Here is a 19,224-nt window from a genome sequence, read left to right on the forward strand (position 1 = left end):
TGAGCAAAAAACATTAAACGCGATTGATCGCTTGTTAGCCATAAAATAAAGCTCCCTGGGTCATCAGGGAGCTTATCTCAATCGCTCATTTATTTGATTGGCGTCAGATCAGACAAAACCGATTGTTGCGTGTAATCAGTAAGATAAAACCCGTAGGCGTATTTCCCTTTGGCCAACGGCTTGGTCTCCACCTGCAAACCTTGCGGTACAACAAATGTTTTGCCTGCCACCATTTTGGTTTGGGATGTCTGCTTATCATATTCTGGATACATGAGAGTCAACTTGTCTCCTGGTTGGATGGGGGTCAAATTGCGGTCGGCCACGCCTGTTTCCGCATCAATGCCGTGCCATCCGCCCAACACTTCATATGATTGGCCCGATTGGTTAAACAGAACGATCAGCTCCATATCCTTATCGTTCAATTTGGCGGGAATCGCATAAGTGACATAGTTTCCTTGTTTATTCAACTCTTTCATGGGCACATACTCCCCGCCCAGCGTGGGCCAAGCATTTGCCCAGCGGCCACGGATGGTTCCTGATTTCGCATCCAACCCAACATGGTCTCCCTGTATCCCCAAAAGGCGCACTTTGTCTTTTGCACCTGACACCGCTTGGCTCAGCACACCCCGCACATCAACAATTGAAGTGGCTTGCTCTTGGTTCACTTTTACTTCCACTGTGGACCCATACCCGGCCGGAGCAACCTCTTTCTTAGCCCGCGGGGTGGCGTTGTTGAATTTAATGCCACTTTTCTTTTTCAACAAGTGGTTGATGTAAGAGCCTAAGAACGTCTCATAAGTGGGATTGATATCGTATCTGTCATAAATATTCAGATTGCGTTTAAAATTTTTCTTGTCTTTGGCCGGAAAATAGATGGAAATGCCTTGGGCTTTGGCATTGCCTGGACTATTGAGGTTATGCTTCACCGCATTCTTGATGGCCTTGGCCACTGCAGCCGATTGTTTCGGATACCGTGCCGACAAATTGGCCGCCAGATCGGCTAGGTCGGCCATATCAGAACTGCCCTCTCCTCCCATATCCCCATAGTCCTCTGTAATGTAACGTTGCTTTGCGATCCATTTCACTTGCTCCACTTTCCCTACATCTGCGCTCATCGCTTTTACCAAGTCTCTGAACACAGTGACCACCGGGTTTAGCTTGGCCAAATCCACCACTGACAAAGTGATATCTTCCGCCGTCTCTTCTGCTTGCGACTGCTTTTTAAAGCCATCCAAGATCACTTTCCCCAATCGGTCCCCAGTGATGGCGCCATTTTTCGCAATGGCATTTACAATGGGAGTATAGTTCCAACCGTGGCCCGGTTCCAACTCTTCAGAAGCAACCAAATATTTTCCATACGGTTGCAGCAATTGGCCGATTTCCAAACTGGCCATCAGGCAGGCATCAAATCCGATCAGGTCGAATTGGACGTTTGTTTTTTTGCGGGCGGTCTCAAATGCCTGTCGCAATTCGTTCAGCCTCAGCGCGTTGTAATTGTGCAATTCATCCGCGCCATATCCCTGCACCGCTCCTGAACCGTGGTTCCAGAAAACGATGGCGTACTTTTTGGATGGATAATTATTTACGGTCCATGTGATAAAATCGCTCAATGTGCTCGATTTCCCCATGTCCCGATTCTCCAATTTCTTTAAAAGCTTAAGTTTCCCTTTATTGACTAGCCAGCGTTGATTGTATTTATTGCTGATCCCCTTTTCGCTCCATTGGTTGGAACCTCCGGTTTCTACGATCACGTTGGTTTTTTGCGTCGATCCAACTTTCATCATTTCCCGCAGATCTTTGCTCGCAAAACCGCTGCCACTTTCCAAGTCAGACCCCACCATGTACACCATCAGAGTGTAGTCATCCTTTCCCGCCGCATCCACTTGTTGCGGCACGGGCGATAACGCGGTTGAAATCAAGATCAAGCTCAACGCCCAGCCTATAAACCGCACTAGGCTTCCCTCCCATATCTATCTAAATGCGGGCTGTTTGCCCTCCTTGCGTTACCAACCCATTGTATTCATTACTTATTACAAAACTTTTTCTAATGATTATAGAAACTGTTTCATAAAAAGGGAAACATACCATTAATGATTGAATATCCGATTCTGCTCCGGTACCATGAGGAAAGAAACAACCTTCAATGACTCGGCAATCCCCTTTGTCCAATTTTCTGAAATTAATTGACCAATCACGGTTTACAGGAGGTGGAAACAAATGGCGACCATATTGATTGTGGAAGACGAAAGCGATTTGTCCCATCTGATCGCCCGGCATTTGCATCTGGATATGCATGACACCCTCATTGCCTCCGATGGTCAAGCGGGAATGGAATTGTGGCAGAAGAAACAACCTGATTTAGTGATTTTGGATTGGAACCTTCCTGATATGGAAGGAGTGGAGCTCTGCCGGAAAATGCGTGAGTCTTCGGTCGTTCCCGTGATCATGCTCACAGCGCGAGGGCATGAGATGGAGCGAATTTGGGGGCTTGATGTCGGAGCGGATGATTATATGACAAAACCATTTAGCATGGGGGAATTGCGGGCGAGGGTGCGGTCTTTGTTGCGGCGGATGGCCATGATGCACCAACCGGGAACCTCTCCCATCCACACACTACAGAAATTGGACTATGGGTTCATCCAACTTGATCCGGAAAAAAGAGAAGTGTCCATCGATCAACGTCTGCTTGACCTCACTCCTAAAGAATACGAGCTCCTCTACCTTTTCCTCAAGCATCCGGGACGTGTGTTCAGCCGCAAGTACTTGTTGGAGAAAGTGTGGGACATTACATATGAGGGATTTGACCGCACCGTCGACACGCACATTTCTCGTTTGCGGAGCAAATTGAAACCTCACTCCGCTTCATTACAGACTGTATGGGGAACCGGGTATAAATTCGTCGCCGAAAAAACCGATTCTTGATCTAAGTGATGACCAGAGACGCAAACAGCCCGAAGGGAGGGAACCCTTTGCAGCCGAGAGGATTTAAAACAGCCACGGTCAGGCGCGCGCTGTCCGAAGCTTTTTGTCCTTTTATTTTGCTATATCTCATTTTAATCATATGGAATATCGATACGCTAAACGAGTTGGCAATTGTCTATGTACTGACGTTCATACCTGAATTATGGATGAGCTTGTGGCCTGCTTACCGCCTGCAGAGCGGGGGCGGAGGGATGAACGGCGCGCGGAGATGGTTGAACTTCCTCTTGCCCTACTTGGGGATGGTCATCGTCACCGAATGGATCATGGAACATCTGTTGGCCCGCTCCTCCATCTACCGGCAATATTCCGAGTTACTGTACCAACAACAGGAGCCGCTTGAAGATATCCTATTTGTGTTGTTTTTAGCATTTTCCATGTTTCTCACATTTCGTCTCTTATTCCTATTGCTCAATCGGCTGTGGCAATGGGCTTCCAACCGCTTAGTCAGACAGATGACATTGTCTCACATCTCGTTATTCTTGTTTCTGGTCATCCTGTTGATCTGCGTGGTTCTGTTCTACATCCTTTCTTTTTTCATTCCACAAGTGGTCCGCGGCGAGCAAGAAACGGAAAAAATGGCGGTCATGGCAGCACCCATGATGAGTTCAACCCGCTTAGTCGCCCAGCTTCCCGAGTGGATCGAACACGTTCCAGAAACCGCTTGGGATCAGGTGATCTTCAAGTACACCACGTACAAACTGGAACGGCACTGGCGAATTTACGACAGGCAAGGCCGATTATTGGCCTCAAACTGCCACCACAAGCCATCCAAAGAGCCGGCCATTCCGCCTGTTTCCGATGAAGAAAAGAAATTTGTGAAGCAAATTGTGCGCAAAGGGAAGATGGACAGCATTCCCATCAAAAGCGGAAGCATACATATGACCGGAGCACCCGTGCGCGGCGATAAAGGAACCGTCGTCGGCGTGGTGTGCCAAATCATTAAGTTTGATGATTTCTTTTATGTGGACACGGTAGTATTGGTCATGTCCCTCTTTTTATTGCTCTCCATTCCATTGATCCTGCTGACGATCGGCGTCGCTTTTCTGCTTGCGCTGCCCTTCGCCTATCTACGTGCCAAACCGCTTACACTCCGCATCGGCGAGGTTGCGTTGGCGGCACACGCTTGGTCTACTGGCAAGTTATCGGCCCGGATCAAAGACCAGCAACAAGATGAGTTAGGCGTGTTAAGCCAGCAACTTAATCAAGTGGCCGCCAGTCTGGAAGAAACAACGAACCATTTGGCAAAAGAAAAACGGCAAGTGGAAAGTCTATTGATGGGGAAACGGGAATTTGTAGCCGATGTTTCCCATGAATTGCGGAATCCCATTGCAATCCTGCTCGGTTACTTGGAGCTGCTTGATCAGCAACCAGAAGGGAATGAACCGGTGGACATCGCCCTGTTAAAACGGGAAACCATCCGCCTAAAACAATTAATCGATGAACTATTTTCTGCTGCGATTCAAGATGACAAACAATCACTGGAATCGACGTTGGAGATCCAAACATGCGAGATTCCTCCACTGTTAAAGCAATTGCACGCCGGATTCTCCCGCATCGCTTGGCAAAAAAAGAAAATCGCTATGGAATTGGATCTGGGACCAAATCTTCCGCCGATCCAAGCCGATGCCAAGATTCTGGAACAAATTCTGCAAAACCTGTTACGCAACGCTTTGCGCCACACCCCAGAAGGGGCGATGATCATGCTGTCCTGCCAGACAAACGGCTCCGAATTGACAATTGAAGTGATCGATACAGGAAGCGGCATCCCCAAGGAAGATCTCCCTTACATCTTTGAGCGGTATTACCGGGGGAAATCCGGGCGCCACTCACAAGGGGCCGGACTAGGCCTAGCATTGGTCAAAAACATGGTGGAAGCTATGGGCGGCCACGTGAAAGCGGAAAGCCGCGTGGGGGAGGGCACCGTGATCCGACTCATCTTTCCGTTGGAACCGGCAAATGACGAGGATTGCAACACGTAAGCTTCCATCCAATAAACGGGGGAGTTTCTTGATTTATGCACATTTTTATAAGCTTTTGTATAACATTTGTAACAAGTTTTATATAAAATTCGTTTGTCTAGAACAGATTCACCCAGACACCTCAGTCAGCCTCTCTTACTGAGACCGCATTTTGTAAATGCGGTCTTTCTCTTTTTGTCCACCCCTCAACTTCCTCCTATGTGACTACTGATCTTTCCGCACGTCCCTCATGAAAAAGCTCAAAATCATCCCAACCAGGGCAAATCCAGCTGCCCACCAAAAAGCGTCGTTGATTCCCATGACAGCCGCCATCTGGTTGGCTTGCCCGACCAAAAGCGAGGTGACCGTTTCCTGAGCTTTAGCGATCGGCAATCCCGTCGCACTAGCCACTTCACTCGCTTTGTCGTAAAAAGCCTGACTGAACGCCGGGTCCATCCCATTCATTTGCTCGCCCAACTTGCCCAAGTGGAAATTGGTACGCATCGTGAAAATGGTAGTCATCACACTGATTCCCATCGACCCAGCAATTTGCCGAAATGTATTGGACATCGCCGTTCCATGACTGTTCAACTGTTGCGGCAACTGATTCAATCCGGCAGTCATGATCGTCATCATTAACAATGACATCCCAAACGAACGCACCATGTTGAGAATCAAGATAAAGGTATAACTCGTCTGCAACGTCAAATGGGTAAATTCATAGGTGGTGACTGTGGTGATGAGCAATCCCACCACCGCCAGGGGCCGCGGCCCAATCTTATCAAACATCGAACCGGAGATGGGGGACATGACGCCCATGATGATCGCCCCCGGCAACATGAGCAGGCCGGATTCCAGCGGTGTGAAGCCGCGTAGATTCTGGAGATAGATCGGCAACAAAAACATCCCTGCGAACATCGCGATCGTCACAATCACACTGATCACCGTAGACAACGTGAACATATCGTATGTGAATACGCGAAAGTCAAGCATAGGTGTCGAGGATTTCAACTGAAACACCACAAACAAAAAGATCGAAAAAGCCCCCACCGCCAGCGATCCCACCACCAGCGGATGATCCCAATCCTTGGAACCGGCTTCGCTCAACCCATACAGCAACAAACCAAATCCGAGTGAAGAGGTAAGCGTCCCCCACAAATCGAAACGCGGTTTTTCCCGCTTGCGGGGATCACGCAACATGAAGGCCGCCAACACAATCACCAGCGTCCCCAAAGGCACCATGCCATTAAACAAAATGCGCCAACTGTAGTGTTCAATCACCCAACCTGACAGAGTGGGGCCCACCGCGGGGGCGAACATCATCCCCAGACCGAAAATCCCCATGCCTTTCCCCCGCGCTTCGGGAGGAAAGACAGACAAGATGATCACCATGACCAGCGGCATCAAAATCCCACCGCCCACAGCCTGGATCAAACGCCCTAGCAACATGGTCGAAAAGTTGGGGGCAATCCCGCACAACAGCGCACCTCCAGTGAAAAACACCATGGCTGCCAAAAACAGGACACGAACCCCAAAACGCTCAATCAAATACGCGGACAAGGGAACCAAAATCCCGTTGACCAACATATATCCGGTTAACAACCATTGCGCTGTCGTCGCTTCCACATGAAACTCATTAATCAAATGCGGAATCGCCACATTGAGCAGGGTTTGGTTCAACACCGCCAAAAACATTCCCAACATCAGCACCGACAACAAGGGAATATGTTGGGCAATACCAGATTTGCTTTTGTCTTCCATCGTTTCCCTCCTTTCTGCACCGCCTGACCGTATCACTTATGAATGCGAATCGTCGCACTCAGGCCTGGAACCAACGAATCCGGGTACCGCTCCATCTCGATCTTCACCGGAATCCGCTGCACCACTTTGGTGTAGTCACCGCTGGCCGATTGTTGCGGCATCAAAGAAAACAGTGAATTGGTCGCTTTCCCAATTTGCACGATTTTCCCATCGATCTCCGTTTCCTTTTCTGCATCGACCACAATATCTACTTCTTGCCCAATCTGTATATCATTGATCTCTGTTTCTTCAATATTGGCTTGAATATAAAGCTGACCTAAATCAACCACTTGGGCCATCACTTGACCCGGGGCTACCATTTGTCCATCAACCCCTTTACTTTGCACAATCGTGCCTGCAATCGGAGAAACAATCTCCGTCGCCCGATTCCCTACCATTACATTGCCTAGCACTTGCCCTTTCGTAACTTGCTCTCCTTCTTTCCCTTTCCAATTCGCAAGTACGCCACTGGTCGGAGCCGCTACCGACACGATATCCCCCGCTACCCGAGCGTCTTCAGTGTCAATGAAATGGGTGGCATTATAATAATAGTTGTATCCGCCAATGCCCAATGCCACGATCACAATGAAGATTACGGCATTCAACAATAATAATCTCCCGGTTTTCAAACTGTTCACCTTCCGTTTGTAATATTTAAGAGCGCTCCAGCTTGATGCTGGCATTCACACCTGGGATCAATTTCATTGCCACGGCTTGACCCACCGTGATTTTAACCGGCACGTATTGAACGGTTTTTCCATCGGCTCGCTCTGATCTGCTGGCCGAATCGTCGCCAGCCTTTTTGCCGATTTCTGCGACGCGGCCGGTCATTGTACGTCCTCTATCAGAGGCTAATTTGATCTCCACGGATTGCCCTAGGCGGATGTCAGTCACATCTCTTTCATCCACATAGGCCAACACATGGGTTTGGGACAAATCTGCCACCACTGCGAGGGGACGGCCAGCTGGCACCACTTGCCCCGGCACGGCGTGCGTCAGCAGCACCACACCAGAAATGGGTGAGGTGATAGGGGTGGCAGCAACGCCCGGTTGGGTCGCTTCTTGCATGCCCAGTTGGGCGCCGCGCTCCACCCGGTCCCCAGTGTGAACCGTCCACTCCGTCAGCTTACCAACCGCCGGCGGCACCACAGGAACGGTATCCGCCCACACTTGCGCATGATCGGTAATCACATACCGCGCTTGCTGTTGAAAGTAATACCCCCCGCCGCCAAACGCCGCAAGCACAAAAGCCCATATAACCAAATGGATAGTCAGGCGTTTCATCTCACTGTTACTCCCTTGTCTATGGTTTTGCTTAGTATCTTCACAAACCGGCTCAACTTCTCAGTCAACAGGAGGATATCATCCAACTCCGCATGAGGCCACATCTGACGCAACATTTGAACCTCCCTTTCCTCCAGCGCTTCTAAGCGCTTTAGGCATGCCGGGCTCAAATGAACCCGTACCACCCGCCGGTCTTTTTGATCCCGTTCGCGGCACAACAACCCCCTATCCTCCAACCGGTCAACAATTTCGCTAAGTGAGCTGTTGGGCATATCCAACCTTCGACTCACTTGGCCCAACGGCTGGGGACCATCCCGCTTCAACAGATGAATGATCTTCGCTTGCAACATGGTGAGGCCCATCTCTTTATATTGGCATTGCAATGTCTGATGATAAAGATAAAGGCCATCTCGATACAGTTGCACCAGTCTTAGCAGGTGCTCCCCGATCTTCCCATCGTCCATCGGTTTCCACCCTCTAAATATCATTAGGCTTATTAATACTTCGTCTCACGAATGATTTATATACTAAAATATGTTATTGCTGATTTCAAGAATAAAATGCGAACAAATTTTTACATTTGGGAATGAACCCTGCATCAAAAAAACCGCCATAACGGCGGTTAGTGCCCGGAAGCCGATTTTAGCCAAGAGGCATCGACGGCTTTGTTCTGCCAATTACAAAGGGAAAGAGGCTTTATTGGACTTTTAGTCTTTCTGCACTTCGCGTAACACCCGATGTAGGCGGTCTGGATAGTTGGTGAACATGCCCGTGACGCCCCAGCGGATCAACTTCTTCATTTCCGAAGGTTCATTTACTGTATATGGATGGATTTCCAAACCGGCCTGCCGCACCTTGCTTACGTAGGCTTGGTCAATTTTGTCGTAGTTTGGCCCCACGCCTACCGCGTACCGTTTGATGTTTTTAATCTCTTCATCCGTGATTTGCGCCATGCCCGCCGTTTCGTACCAGAGCAATTGAACCAGCGGAATTCGCGAATTGAGCTGATGCACTTTCAACAGGCTTTCCTGACTAAACGACTGGATGATCACCTTGTTCGTACGCCCGCGCCCGTTTATTAGTCCTGTCCGCTTGAGCACACGGAGCAACTCCTCTTCCATTCCTGGATATACTTCCGGCGCTTTTGTTTCAATATAATACCGTGCGTTGCGGCCAAACCGATGAATCACTTCCTCCAAAGTAGGCACTTTCAATCCAACATAAGCGGGATTAGCCAAGGCGGGGTATTTTTCATTAAACCAAGATCCCGCATCAAGCTTTTTAATTTCCGCCAGCGTCATATCCTTGACCCGGCCGGTGCCGTTGGTAGTGCGGTCCACCGTTTCATCATGCATCGCAATGAGATGGCCGTCCTTGGTCATCTGCAAGTCGATTTCAATATAATCGCCTTTCATTTTCTGGCCTAAGGCATATGCGGGAATCGTATGTTCCGGAGCATACCCAGACGCTCCCCGATGTGCAATGTTTAAGATTGAGGCCGAGAGATTGGGCTTCTTTGTCCCGGCTTGCCCCTCCAAGGGGAGTGCGCCGATCAGGCCCACCGTCAACACTACAATGACACCGCATTTCAGCCACCGTTTCACTTTGCTCATCTCCTTTTCGCATCCCGGGAAAACTCCCGTTCTCTCTTCCCATTGTCCATCATCCTGGCTTGCATCAGGAAAACTGCCTATATGATTTTTGTAAACATTTCATAGAAAAAGACCGAATATTTAGATTTATGCACCTACACCAATCGGTCAACCAAGGAAACGCTGTTGATTGGTAATAATTCTCGGGTTAATCGCTTAGTATCAGGAGATACTTATATTAAACATGCGATGATGGGAGGACCCTAAGACATGGAGATGCCCCCTTCATCATCCGCAGGATTGTTTTTGGGAGGGTTATTCATATGGGTAAAACAACTGGCACAGTAAAATGGTTTAATGCTGACAAGGGGTATGGGTTCATCGAGGTTCCCGGAAATGATGATGTTTTCGTGCATTATTCCGCAATCGAGGGAGAAGGGTTCAAAACCTTAGATGAAGGTCAACGCGTCAGCTTCGACATCGTCGAAAACGACCAAGGACGGATGCAAGCTGCCAACGTAGAAAAATTATAAAAATTCCCCCTTCGCATCCATGGTTCAAAGCTGTTGGCGCTTTAGCTAACAGCTTTTCCCATCAGCCTTGATCAACAGCTGACCATCTGTTCCAACAACGCATTGGCTTCATCTTCCGTGATCCCTTTCACCAACATCATCTCGCTGATGAAGATTTGCCTTGCTTGATCCAACACTGCTTTTTCACCGCGGCTCAATGTTTTGGTCAGGCTACGGGAAGCCAATTCGCAAATCACTTCCACCCCGTCATGGATATTGCCTGTTTTGATTTTATCCAAGAACACGCGGTGCCGATGATTCCACTGGGTCGATGGGTCGGGGTCCGTTTTTGCCGCATTGCGCAAAATATCATCCAGTTCGCATGCATCGACAACGGCTCGGATTCCCAAGTCTTCTGCTTTCTCCACCGGAATCATCACTTGCATGCTTCCTGTCGTGATCTTGAGCACGTAGTAATTTTGCTTCACACCCAAAATCTCCTTCTCTTCAATTGCTTCAATAACACCTGCGCCATGCATCGGATACATGATTTTGTCACCAACCTGAAACAATGCAACCACCCCCAATTCAACGCTATGATTAATCATAGCACATCTGAGGTTCATTTACAAATAAATATAATATTTTACTACGATGATTAGTTTCAAGTCAATAAGATGTGCCCGTTTGTTTGTTAATCGTCATTTAACAAAAGAACCGCTCTTGCCTGACCGCTCAATAAGATAACGATATTGTTAAACATAAGGAACAGGATTGGAATAGCAGTGCAATTATGCTACCATGTGATGGCGTAGAGACCATCTGAAGGAGCTTGTTCGCATGGACAATCACTCGAGAAAGCGCAGTCATTTGCTGTCGCCCCATCGCAAACCCATCAAGCACACCCTTTTGGAAAGCCATTACATAGAGAAACAAAAGGAAGACCCCGCCATAAAAAGGCAGAATCCTCGTATAACTCAGTTTGTTTTGGTAGCAGTCTGTTCCTTATCCCTCATCGGCACCGTTTGCTGGATCATGTTTCCCAAGGACAAACGGACTTCCGCCACTGCTTACCAACCGTCACCCTCTCCAACAGGGATGTTCACCTCTCGGAGCAAACCGAACATCTTAATAGAGCTTGACGAACAGCAATCATCCAAACCACATACGTTAGTAGCCATTGCTGGCAATGTCAACAACCAGCCTCAACCGAAGCAACAGGCGACAACGGCGGCCATCCCCCTTCCCTCTGCGGACAATACACCGGAACCGCCCTCGTCATCCACAACACCTGACACACCGGCGGAACCGCCCAAACCACAGGAACCAACCACGCCGACCACGCCCCAGCCAGATGATCCTCCACCTGCCGGAGACACTTCCCCTGCTTGCCGTCCTTCTATTTGGAATTTGTTCTGGTGCGGAGACTGACACACATCACAACCTAAAAACGATCGGCCCTGTTAATCAGGACCGATCGTCATATGGTTGAACATCTATGTTAAGACAGTCTTGCAACATCAATGTTGTCATTATTTCAAATTAGCTGTGCTCATTTTCCATGCATATACATCATACCCGGCTCTCAGCCAAGGAGACAGAGGGGCATCTTTTTTATCGCTGGTATGCTGGGTGACATAGACTTCCCACATTCCGACTTTGGTGACAATGGCCGAATGCTCGATGTCGCCGTCATGGTCAAAGTCGACATTGACCACATCCCCCACCGACAGGTCTTTCCAGCTCTTCACCTCTTGTGCTCTCTCCTTGAAGTGTTTGTAGAAACTGTTGGCTACTCCCCAAGCGTATGAAGGTTTTGTATCGCTGTAATACCAATAGGTGCCGTTTCTTCTCTCCTCAATGCCGCCTGCTTTGATCGCTTGTGACACAAAATTGGTGCAATCTGCCCAACAATTATAACAGCCGCCGCTCACCCGGGAATAATAATTGTATTGTTCATTGTTACGCTTGTTCCACCATTGGTAAGCATAATCCCTAGCCTTGATAGGATCGTACTGGTTACCGGGCTTGGGTTGTTGTGGCACTGGCTGATTAGGTTGCCCTGGTTTAGGCTCCTGCGGCACCGGATTGCCAGGTTGTTCTTCTTTGGGTTTTTGTGGCCCCGGATTTTCTAGGCCACCTTGTCCCGGCTTGACTTGCGGTGGAGGCCCTTGCAACTTTTGTCCCGGCTTGATAGGGGTCACAGCGTCCAACAGCGCCTTGTCCTCTTCGGTCAACGACACACCCATGTTAACCTTTTCCTTCATTTGCTTAATGATTTCATTCTTTTTGCTATTCTCATAGGCGTCCACTTTTTTAGCATAGTCGATCACCGCTTTCGCTTCGTCCGGGGTGAGAGACTGGATGTTCGTGGCTGCCGCAACGACCATCTCACGGAACTTGCTGTTGTTCACATCCGGTTTCACATTGACTTTATGCTGTTTAGCCACACGGTCGATGGCTGCCAACGCTTTTTGCTCAGCCGACGGCTTTTGTTTGATCGATTTCTGGTAATAGTTCACTTTCGCCAAATGTTTTAGGTCTTCCATGTTTGGTTTGGTCTTTTGGCTCACTGGTGGGCTTTTCTTGGCCACCTCTTGCGACGCTGTTTCTACTACATCTACTGGGCTCAACTCGGATTCATTCGACTGGGTGGTTTTGGCCACTGGCTGTTTTTTGGTCTCCTGGCCCTGCTGCACATCAGTCGATGAGCATCCGTTGGCTATCAAAGCAAGAATCATCATGGAAGAAATCATGATTCTGTTCACGGTGTTCCCTTCCTTCTAAGGTGTGATGAAATCATAACTTTAGAATATGATATGTTTCGCTATGATAGGGAGTCGTTTTCAAAATTGTTTTCGAATGTTTTTGTTTTTTTAGAAAAATATTTAAGAAATAGATATTGACAAACCGATTTCTCCAAGATGAGAAACTGTGGAGGTGGCGCCCCTTCGGCCCCCTACCCGAAAGCTTCCTTTCAAAAGTGTAAGATGACTGTAATATTAAACAATGGTTCTCCTGCTCTGTTCATGCTAATCTAAAATACGAAAGAAATAAAATCCTTTTTATAAAGCAAGCTTACCGAAACAACCCTCTTTCGGCAAGGTGGTATTTTTGTAAAATACAACAAAATGGGTAAATTTATAATTTGGACGGTTTGATTTGGTCTGATTGGTGGTATGAGAGTTTATACCTTTTGCCGTTATCCGCCGGTTTGGTCCACCCCACCGCAACTCAATCCACGGTGATACCCTCCCGCCGGTAGCAAAGCCCTTTTCCAACATAAAACATTTCCCTCCCAACAACGCAAATGGGCCGTGTGACCGTTTGCGCACATAACCTGCTTAATCTTAAAGAGGCTACTGGCCGTTCAACATAAAGGAGAGAATGATGTGCGTATTGTGGATGGACTGACCCAGTTTTCGTTACGCAACGCAGCCATGGTTTTTTTGCTGGTTGTTCTCATCACCGCCGGCGGCGTCTACACTGCGACCCAATTGAAAATGGAATCGATGCCCGACATTGACATCCCGGTCATCGCTGCTGTCACCGGCTATCCCGGCGCATCCCCACAAGAAGTGGACGAAAAGGTGACCAAGCCGATTGAGCAAGCTTTGCAGGAACTGGAAGGTGTCAAAAAAGTCACTTCTATGTCTTCTGACAGCGTGTCCATGGTTGCAGTCGAATACGGTTTTAACACCGATTTGAATCAAGCCAAACAAGAGATGCAGAACGCCATCGAACAGACGCGCCTGCCCAAAGAAACGACCCCAACCAGCTTCAATCGCTTCGGCTTTAACTCCAAACCGTTCATGATCTTGAGCGTCACCAGCAAGACCCAATCCATCACCGAATTGGAACAATGGGTCAAACAAACCATGACACCGGCCCTCAAAAGCATTAAAGAGGTTGGTAAAGCGGAAATCCAAGGGCAAAGCTCCAAAGCGGTCTACGTCCGCTTAAAGCAAGACCAGCTCAAAAAGTACAACTTGTCCGTGCAACAAGTGCAACAAGCATTGCAAGGAAACAACGTGACCATTCCCGTCGGCGATGTGCATGCGGAAGACGTCATCCGCCCTGTGCAAATCGACCAGAAAATCACTTCCGTGGAACAATTGAAAAACCTGCGCATCCCTCTATATCCCAACCCGCAGGAAAATCTCCAGAAATCAATGAAACAAATCGATCAGGGGTTTCAGGGATTGGGGCAATCGGTCGGACAATTGGGCCAAGGATTAGGGCAAGTGGGCCAAGGCCTTGGAATGCTTCAAGCGCAAATGCAACTGATGCAAGCCGCCCAACAGTTGCAAGCCAAATTATTGGCTGATCAACTGGCGTTAAACGCCGCCCAGCTCTGGCTTAAACAACATCCTGAAGACGAGAAGGCAAAAGCTACCGTCGCCACATTGAAGCCAAAAGTAGACGCGGAGACCAAAACGCTGAAAAAAATGAACGACAAGCTGAAGCAACTACAAAACCGCATGCCGAAACCCGAACAGAACGCGGGCAAACTTCAGCCGGGCAAAGGACAGGCCACTCCTGCTCAGACGGCCGTTCCTTCCCAATCACAAAGTCTCAAAACCATCAAACTTTCACAAATCGCCAGCGTGACGGAATCGATTGAAGATGCACCGCTGATCACGCGTGTCAACGGAAAACCCTCCGTCAACATCGAACTGCTTAAAAACCCTGATGGGAACATCGTCGATGCGGCTAACAAGGTGAAAGAAAAAACAGCCTCTCTCATGAAGCAACACCCCGGCTTGGCGATCTCCGTCTTACTCGACCAATCGGCGATGGTCAAGCTTTCAATTCACACCATTATTCGCGAGGGTCTCTTGGGAGCCTTGTTCGCCATGCTTGTGATTTTGCTGTTTCTACGCAACCTGCGTACTGTGGTGATCTCCATCGTCTCCATTCCGCTGTCCGTTATGGCGACATTGATTTTCCTGGATCAAGCGGATCTCACCCTAAACGTGATGACTCTGGGGGGACTCGCTGTCGCCATCGGCAGGATCGTGGATGATAGCCTGGTCGTCATCGAAAACATTCACCGCCATCTATTGCGGTCAAATGAAGAAACAGTCTCTCTCATCCAAACGGCAACCAAAGAAGTGGCCTCAGCCATCACCTCGTCGACATTCACCACTGTCGTCGTCTTTATTCCGCTGGGGTTCATCGACGGCGTGGTCGGCAAGCTGTTCACCCCCTTCGCTTTGACCATTGTCTTCTCTCTCTTGTGTTCGTTGGTGGTTTCCATCACGGTTGTGCCGCTGATGGCCAAATATCTGCTCAAAGGGGAGAAGCGATCGCGCCGACGCCGAAAAAAAAGCCAAGTGGTGCTGTTTTACCAAGCGAGCCTGGATTGGGCCTTCCAGCATAAAGCCGTCATCCTCATCTCCGCTGCTGCTTTGCTTGCGGCCAGCTTGTGCTTGATCCCCGTTGTGGGCACCAGCTTCATTCCGGCAGATCAAAACCGAACCTTGCAAGTGACGCTGACATTGCCTCCTGGCACATCCCTGTCCGCGACCAACCAGAAGGCCAAAGAGATTGAAAGCCAGCTAAAGTCTCATTCCGAAGTACAAGTGGTGTCAGCTTCGATTGGCAATCTAAACAGTCCGATGGCGGGAGATACCAATCACATCTCCCTGCTCGTCAGCCTTCGCCCTGACACAGACACAAACGCTATGGTCGAACGCATCCGGCAAGGGCTCCAGCGGCACAAAGGAAATGCCGAGCTTCAAGTGCTAGAACTTAAAAGCCTTGGCCCCTCCACCAATCAGATCACCAGTGTGGTGAAGGGGGAGCGGATCTCTGACATCCAAGCCGTGGCAGCTGAATTAACCCAGCGTATGAAACAGATGAAAGGGTTAACCAATGTTTCCAACAATCTGAGCGAACAAAAAAAATTGTTGAACGTGGATATCGACCAACAAAAGGCTTCCAGCGAGGGCTTGACCGCCAGTCAAGTAGCGATGTCTGTGCGCGCCTTGCTAAAAGCGGACAAAGTGAACGAAATCACACAAGGCAACCAGTCGTTGGAGATTCGGTTGGGCTTAGAAAAACCACAAATCAATCTCGTGCAGAAGTTGAAAGATCTACAACTGTTGAGCCCATCCGGCAGAATGGTTAAGCTCGGTTCCATCGCCACGGTCAAAGAAATCAATGGGCCTCTCAAAATCCAAAAAGAAAACGGCCAACAGTTCGCCACCATCTCTGGGGACGCCATCACGCAAGACACTGGTGCCCTCTCCGCAGAGTTGCGCAACATCATCAGCGGAATGAAATTGCCGCCCGGAGTGGAAGTAACCATCGGCGGCGACGCCCAGCAAATGAGTGATAGTTTCCAACAGATCGGCATCGCCATCGCTGGCGCAACCCTCCTTGTTTATTTGGTCATGCTGGCCACCTTTAAGGAAGCGACAACCCCGTTCACTATCCTTTTCTCCCTTCCGTTCGCGGTGATCGGCGGGCTGGTCGGCTTATGGATCGCCGGTTTGCCCATCAGTGTCGCCGCTCTGATCGGTGCCTTGATGCTAATCGGGATTGTCGTTACCAATGCCATCGTGTTGCTTGATCGGGTTCATCAACAGATGGCAGACGGCTTGGAGCTGGAAGACGCGTTGCTGGAAGCCGCAGGCACTCGCTTGCGCCCAATCATGATGACGGCTTGCGCCACCGTATTTGCCTTGATTCCGGCCGGATTGGGGATTGGCGAAGGAAATGCGATCACCCAAGGCTTGTCCGTTGTGGTCATTGGAGGGCTGATTTCCTCCACTCTGCTCACGCTGTACATCGTCCCTATCATGTACCTGCTGCTTTCAAAGATCGGACGGCGCAACCTAGCCAAGCAAAACCCATCGCAAAACTCAAGCCTGCCGAGTGCGCAGCCGATGAACACAACCTCATAATGTGCAGGCAGATCAAAACTGCAAAGCAAAAGGAGCTTCCGACAACGGACAGCTCCTTTTTTCATGCAAGCTGACACATATGAAAGAAAACATCTTTCTACGATGAGTGCTACTGGAGGAGAACCGGTCACCTGCCATTTCTTTTATTAATCAAGCCTCTCGCGGGTGAGCCGTCCAATACCCCTTTTCATCTTGTTCATATAATGATCTGAGTGCTGAAATCAAGACAAGGGAGTGAGACGATGGGTCTTTTATTTCGCAACAGCACCAACTCAACCGTGTATGTGGCCTACGCCTATCAAAATTCAGACTGCCGGCCTATCACCTATGCGAAGATTGGCTGGTTTCGATTGGACCCGGGACAACTCAGAGAAGTGTGGAGCGGATTCGCCGGGGGCCGCACCTTCTTTTACTACGCTGAGAGTGACAGACTGGTGTGGACTGGTCCATACTTCACCCAAGTCCCCTTTCAAGCTTTCCATTGGTGTTGGAACGTAGGGTGCACCACCTGCAGAAATGTAGGGATGAACCGGGTCGATGTCGGCAATTTTGTCTTCAACCACACAGTAAACCTGATCGGAATCGGCAGTAGCCAACGTAAATCATCGGAAAATGTAACGATCGCCTTGCCCACAAACCCAACAAACAAAAAGCCCGTACCGCGGCAAATGCCCACAACCATGCCCAAGAAACTGAGAAAGGGTTGCCCAGTATTAAAAAACCGCGTCAATTTTCCGCTGAAGGTCCGCAGACAAACCTGATGTCGGATCAGAATGATTGCAAAAAAAGGGTTCCGCAGTCGCGGAACCCTTTTTACATCGTTCCATTCATCCAACACATCACGCCCCCCACTCCCCAAGGGCATTTCTTATCACATAAAACAGCCATTCAAACAGCTACTATCAAATAAAAATAAAAGCGCTATAAAGATTGCGACATGCGCTTCTTACTGCGCTTTTTGGAGATAAAACATCTTATGCTAACAATCATGTACACAGGAGATAACGGCTGTGAATCACGTGAAAATGCCGCATTCCTATTTTTCCAGCACTCGGAACGCTTCTCTCACCTTTCTCGCGAAATCGAGCGGGCGATCAACCGATTCCCAATGGATATACATCAAGCGCGGATCGTCAAATAACCAATGGTTGTGCACTGCTGTCACGATGAGGCCCCGCTTGCGCAGCTCGGTAATGAACGGGTTGATCTCTCTCTGCAAGATAACCGTCTCCCCCAAGTTTAGCGCCCTTCCTCTACTGTCCAGCCCTTCAAAGGAAAAGAGCGCCGCAATGGCCAATGGGGAACGCGTCCGACGCCCCAAAATCGTGGGTGACAGATTGCGCAAACGGGTGACCACGCAAACCCCGTTTACAATCTCCCCCGTCCCTCCCAGAATTTTAGCAAACCGATCACATAACGTTTTACTGCGTGCCATAACGATTCCTCCTTTCAATCTAAATCCATCTCACTGTATGCCAGCGAAAACCAGGAGGAAACGGCAAGAAACCAAACGTCACCCGATTTCGGTAAAATAAAAAAGGGCTCCGAATTGCGGAACCCTTTCAGCTCGCCCCAACTTATTGGACAACATTTAAAAAACTATTTTTCTGAATCCCACACTTCTATAAACTCAAATCCAACCAGGCGATTGGCTTCAACGACATGTTTAAATTCGTCAGATACAAACACAACTGGATGAACTTGATCACCTAGATATACTTGAAAAATATGTTCCCCTTTTACTTTTTCCTTGCTAAAGGCATATTTCTCAAAGTCAATTAGTCGACCTGATTCTGTGGTTTCGACGATAGCTTTCTCATAATCAACGGCATCAATTGCATGTAGTATATGAATCAACCAATAATTATCTTCAGGATGAACCAAAGGTAATGCTTCTACTTTCTCTTTTACTAAGTCCTCTAAAACACCTAACGCCCTTTCGCTAAATACAAGTGCAAAACTGCATCCCCAAAATGGTGGACAATCACTTTTCCTTTTTCCTTCCTCAATAATATATACTTCGACAGGCTGCCAAAATTCAAACATCGGCTCCACTTCAAAAAATCTTTTATCAAAATACTTATTATAATCTTGCTCAAAATGAACTAGTTGAAGAGATTGGAAATCCTCATTTAATAAGCTCTGTAATTGCCAAATCTTCATGATAACCCTTAACCAAATTAAT

General features: G+C 48.7%; 17 protein-coding genes. 6 read left to right on the forward strand and 11 right to left on the reverse strand.

What is annotated here, in order from left to right; all coding sequences use genetic code 11:
- Window positions 1–89: 89 nt before the first annotated feature.
- On the reverse strand, window positions 90–1,952 hold the full coding sequence (locus tag QQZ12_RS14740) for a clostripain-related cysteine peptidase (RefSeq protein WP_102991218.1): 1,863 nt from the start codon (window positions 1,950–1,952) through the stop codon (window positions 90–92).
- A gap of 265 nt (window positions 1,953–2,217) precedes the next feature.
- Here QQZ12_RS14740 and QQZ12_RS14745 point away from each other — a divergent pair, with 265 nt between their 5' ends.
- Both QQZ12_RS14745 and QQZ12_RS14750 read left to right on the forward strand, forming a co-directional pair.
- Window positions 2,218–2,922 (forward strand): response regulator transcription factor, encoded by a 705-nt coding sequence (locus QQZ12_RS14745; RefSeq protein ID WP_102991217.1) that lies wholly within the window; start codon window positions 2,218–2,220, stop codon window positions 2,920–2,922.
- Window positions 2,923–2,969: 47 nt separating this feature from the next.
- Entirely contained in the window at window positions 2,970–4,961 is a 1,992-nt protein-coding gene (locus tag QQZ12_RS14750) for a sensor histidine kinase (RefSeq protein WP_189318940.1), read from the forward strand.
- A gap of 204 nt (window positions 4,962–5,165) precedes the next feature.
- On the opposite strand, the gene QQZ12_RS14755 is transcribed toward QQZ12_RS14750, so the two are convergent.
- The 5 genes from QQZ12_RS14755 to QQZ12_RS14775 form a co-directional block, all read right to left on the reverse strand.
- On the reverse strand, window positions 5,166–6,701 hold the full coding sequence (locus QQZ12_RS14755; protein ID WP_102991215.1) for a DHA2 family efflux MFS transporter permease subunit: 1,536 nt from the start codon (window positions 6,699–6,701) through the stop codon (window positions 5,166–5,168).
- 32 nt (window positions 6,702–6,733) lie between these two features.
- Entirely contained in the window at window positions 6,734–7,345 is a 612-nt protein-coding gene (locus QQZ12_RS14760; RefSeq protein ID WP_284724595.1) for a biotin/lipoyl-containing protein, read from the reverse strand.
- A 49-nt stretch (window positions 7,346–7,394) separates the two neighbouring features.
- A complete protein-coding gene (locus QQZ12_RS14765) occupies window positions 7,395–8,024 on the reverse strand; it encodes an efflux RND transporter periplasmic adaptor subunit (protein WP_102991213.1) in 630 nt (209 codons plus the stop codon).
- The gene (locus QQZ12_RS14770; protein ID WP_189318939.1) at window positions 8,021–8,488 is read right to left on the reverse strand and encodes a MarR family winged helix-turn-helix transcriptional regulator; all 468 of its coding nucleotides are present in this window, start codon (window positions 8,486–8,488) and stop codon (window positions 8,021–8,023) included. Before QQZ12_RS14770 ends, QQZ12_RS14765 begins: the two co-directional genes overlap by 4 nt.
- A 243-nt stretch (window positions 8,489–8,731) precedes the next feature.
- Window positions 8,732–9,637 carry a glycerophosphodiester phosphodiesterase gene (locus QQZ12_RS14775; RefSeq protein ID WP_102991211.1) on the reverse strand — a complete coding sequence of 302 codons (906 nt, stop codon included), beginning with the start codon at window positions 9,635–9,637 and terminating at the stop codon, window positions 8,732–8,734.
- A 302-nt stretch (window positions 9,638–9,939) separates the two neighbouring features.
- On the opposite strand from QQZ12_RS14775, the gene QQZ12_RS14780 reads away from it, so the two are divergent.
- Entirely contained in the window at window positions 9,940–10,149 is a 210-nt protein-coding gene (locus QQZ12_RS14780) for a cold-shock protein (protein WP_102991210.1), read from the forward strand.
- A gap of 71 nt (window positions 10,150–10,220) precedes the next feature.
- Here QQZ12_RS14780 and QQZ12_RS14785 read toward each other — a convergent pair whose 3' ends face one another.
- A complete protein-coding gene (locus tag QQZ12_RS14785) occupies window positions 10,221–10,700 on the reverse strand; it encodes a CarD family transcriptional regulator (protein ID WP_284724596.1) in 480 nt (159 codons plus the stop codon).
- 268 nt (window positions 10,701–10,968) lie between these two features.
- Between QQZ12_RS14785 and QQZ12_RS14790 the strand changes: the two genes are divergently transcribed.
- Entirely contained in the window at window positions 10,969–11,559 is a 591-nt protein-coding gene (locus tag QQZ12_RS14790; protein WP_284724597.1) for a hypothetical protein, read from the forward strand.
- Between the two features lie 101 nt (window positions 11,560–11,660).
- On the opposite strand, the gene QQZ12_RS14795 is transcribed toward QQZ12_RS14790, so the two are convergent.
- Together QQZ12_RS14795 and QQZ12_RS14800 are read right to left on the reverse strand one after the other, a co-directional pair.
- A complete protein-coding gene (locus QQZ12_RS14795) occupies window positions 11,661–12,896 on the reverse strand; it encodes an amidase domain-containing protein (protein ID WP_284724598.1) in 1,236 nt (411 codons plus the stop codon).
- Window positions 12,897–13,193: 297 nt separating this feature from the next.
- Window positions 13,194–13,412 (reverse strand): hypothetical protein, encoded by a 219-nt coding sequence (locus QQZ12_RS14800; RefSeq protein ID WP_102991206.1) that lies wholly within the window; start codon window positions 13,410–13,412, stop codon window positions 13,194–13,196.
- Window positions 13,413–13,520: 108 nt separating this feature from the next.
- Here QQZ12_RS14800 and QQZ12_RS14805 point away from each other — a divergent pair, with 108 nt between their 5' ends.
- Both QQZ12_RS14805 and QQZ12_RS14810 read left to right on the forward strand, forming a co-directional pair.
- The gene (locus tag QQZ12_RS14805; protein WP_102991205.1) at window positions 13,521–17,039 is read left to right on the forward strand and encodes an efflux RND transporter permease subunit; all 3,519 of its coding nucleotides are present in this window, start codon (window positions 13,521–13,523) and stop codon (window positions 17,037–17,039) included.
- A gap of 242 nt (window positions 17,040–17,281) precedes the next feature.
- Window positions 17,282–17,800, forward strand: a complete 519-nt coding sequence (locus QQZ12_RS14810; RefSeq protein ID WP_284724599.1) for a DUF1036 domain-containing protein — start codon at window positions 17,282–17,284, stop codon at window positions 17,798–17,800.
- A gap of 275 nt (window positions 17,801–18,075) precedes the next feature.
- Here the strand turns inward: QQZ12_RS14810 and QQZ12_RS14815 are convergent, their stop codons facing one another.
- Both QQZ12_RS14815 and QQZ12_RS14820 read right to left on the reverse strand, forming a co-directional pair.
- A complete protein-coding gene (locus tag QQZ12_RS14815; protein WP_102991203.1) occupies window positions 18,076–18,474 on the reverse strand; it encodes a DUF1259 domain-containing protein in 399 nt (132 codons plus the stop codon).
- Between the two features lie 164 nt (window positions 18,475–18,638).
- Window positions 18,639–19,202 carry an imm11 family protein gene (locus QQZ12_RS14820; RefSeq protein WP_284724600.1) on the reverse strand — a complete coding sequence of 188 codons (564 nt, stop codon included), beginning with the start codon at window positions 19,200–19,202 and terminating at the stop codon, window positions 18,639–18,641.
- Window positions 19,203–19,224 lie beyond the last annotated feature (22 nt).

The organism is Laceyella tengchongensis, from assembly GCF_900182735.1.
In the GTDB taxonomy this organism is placed as follows: Bacteria; Bacillota; Bacilli; order Thermoactinomycetales; family Thermoactinomycetaceae; genus Laceyella; species Laceyella tengchongensis.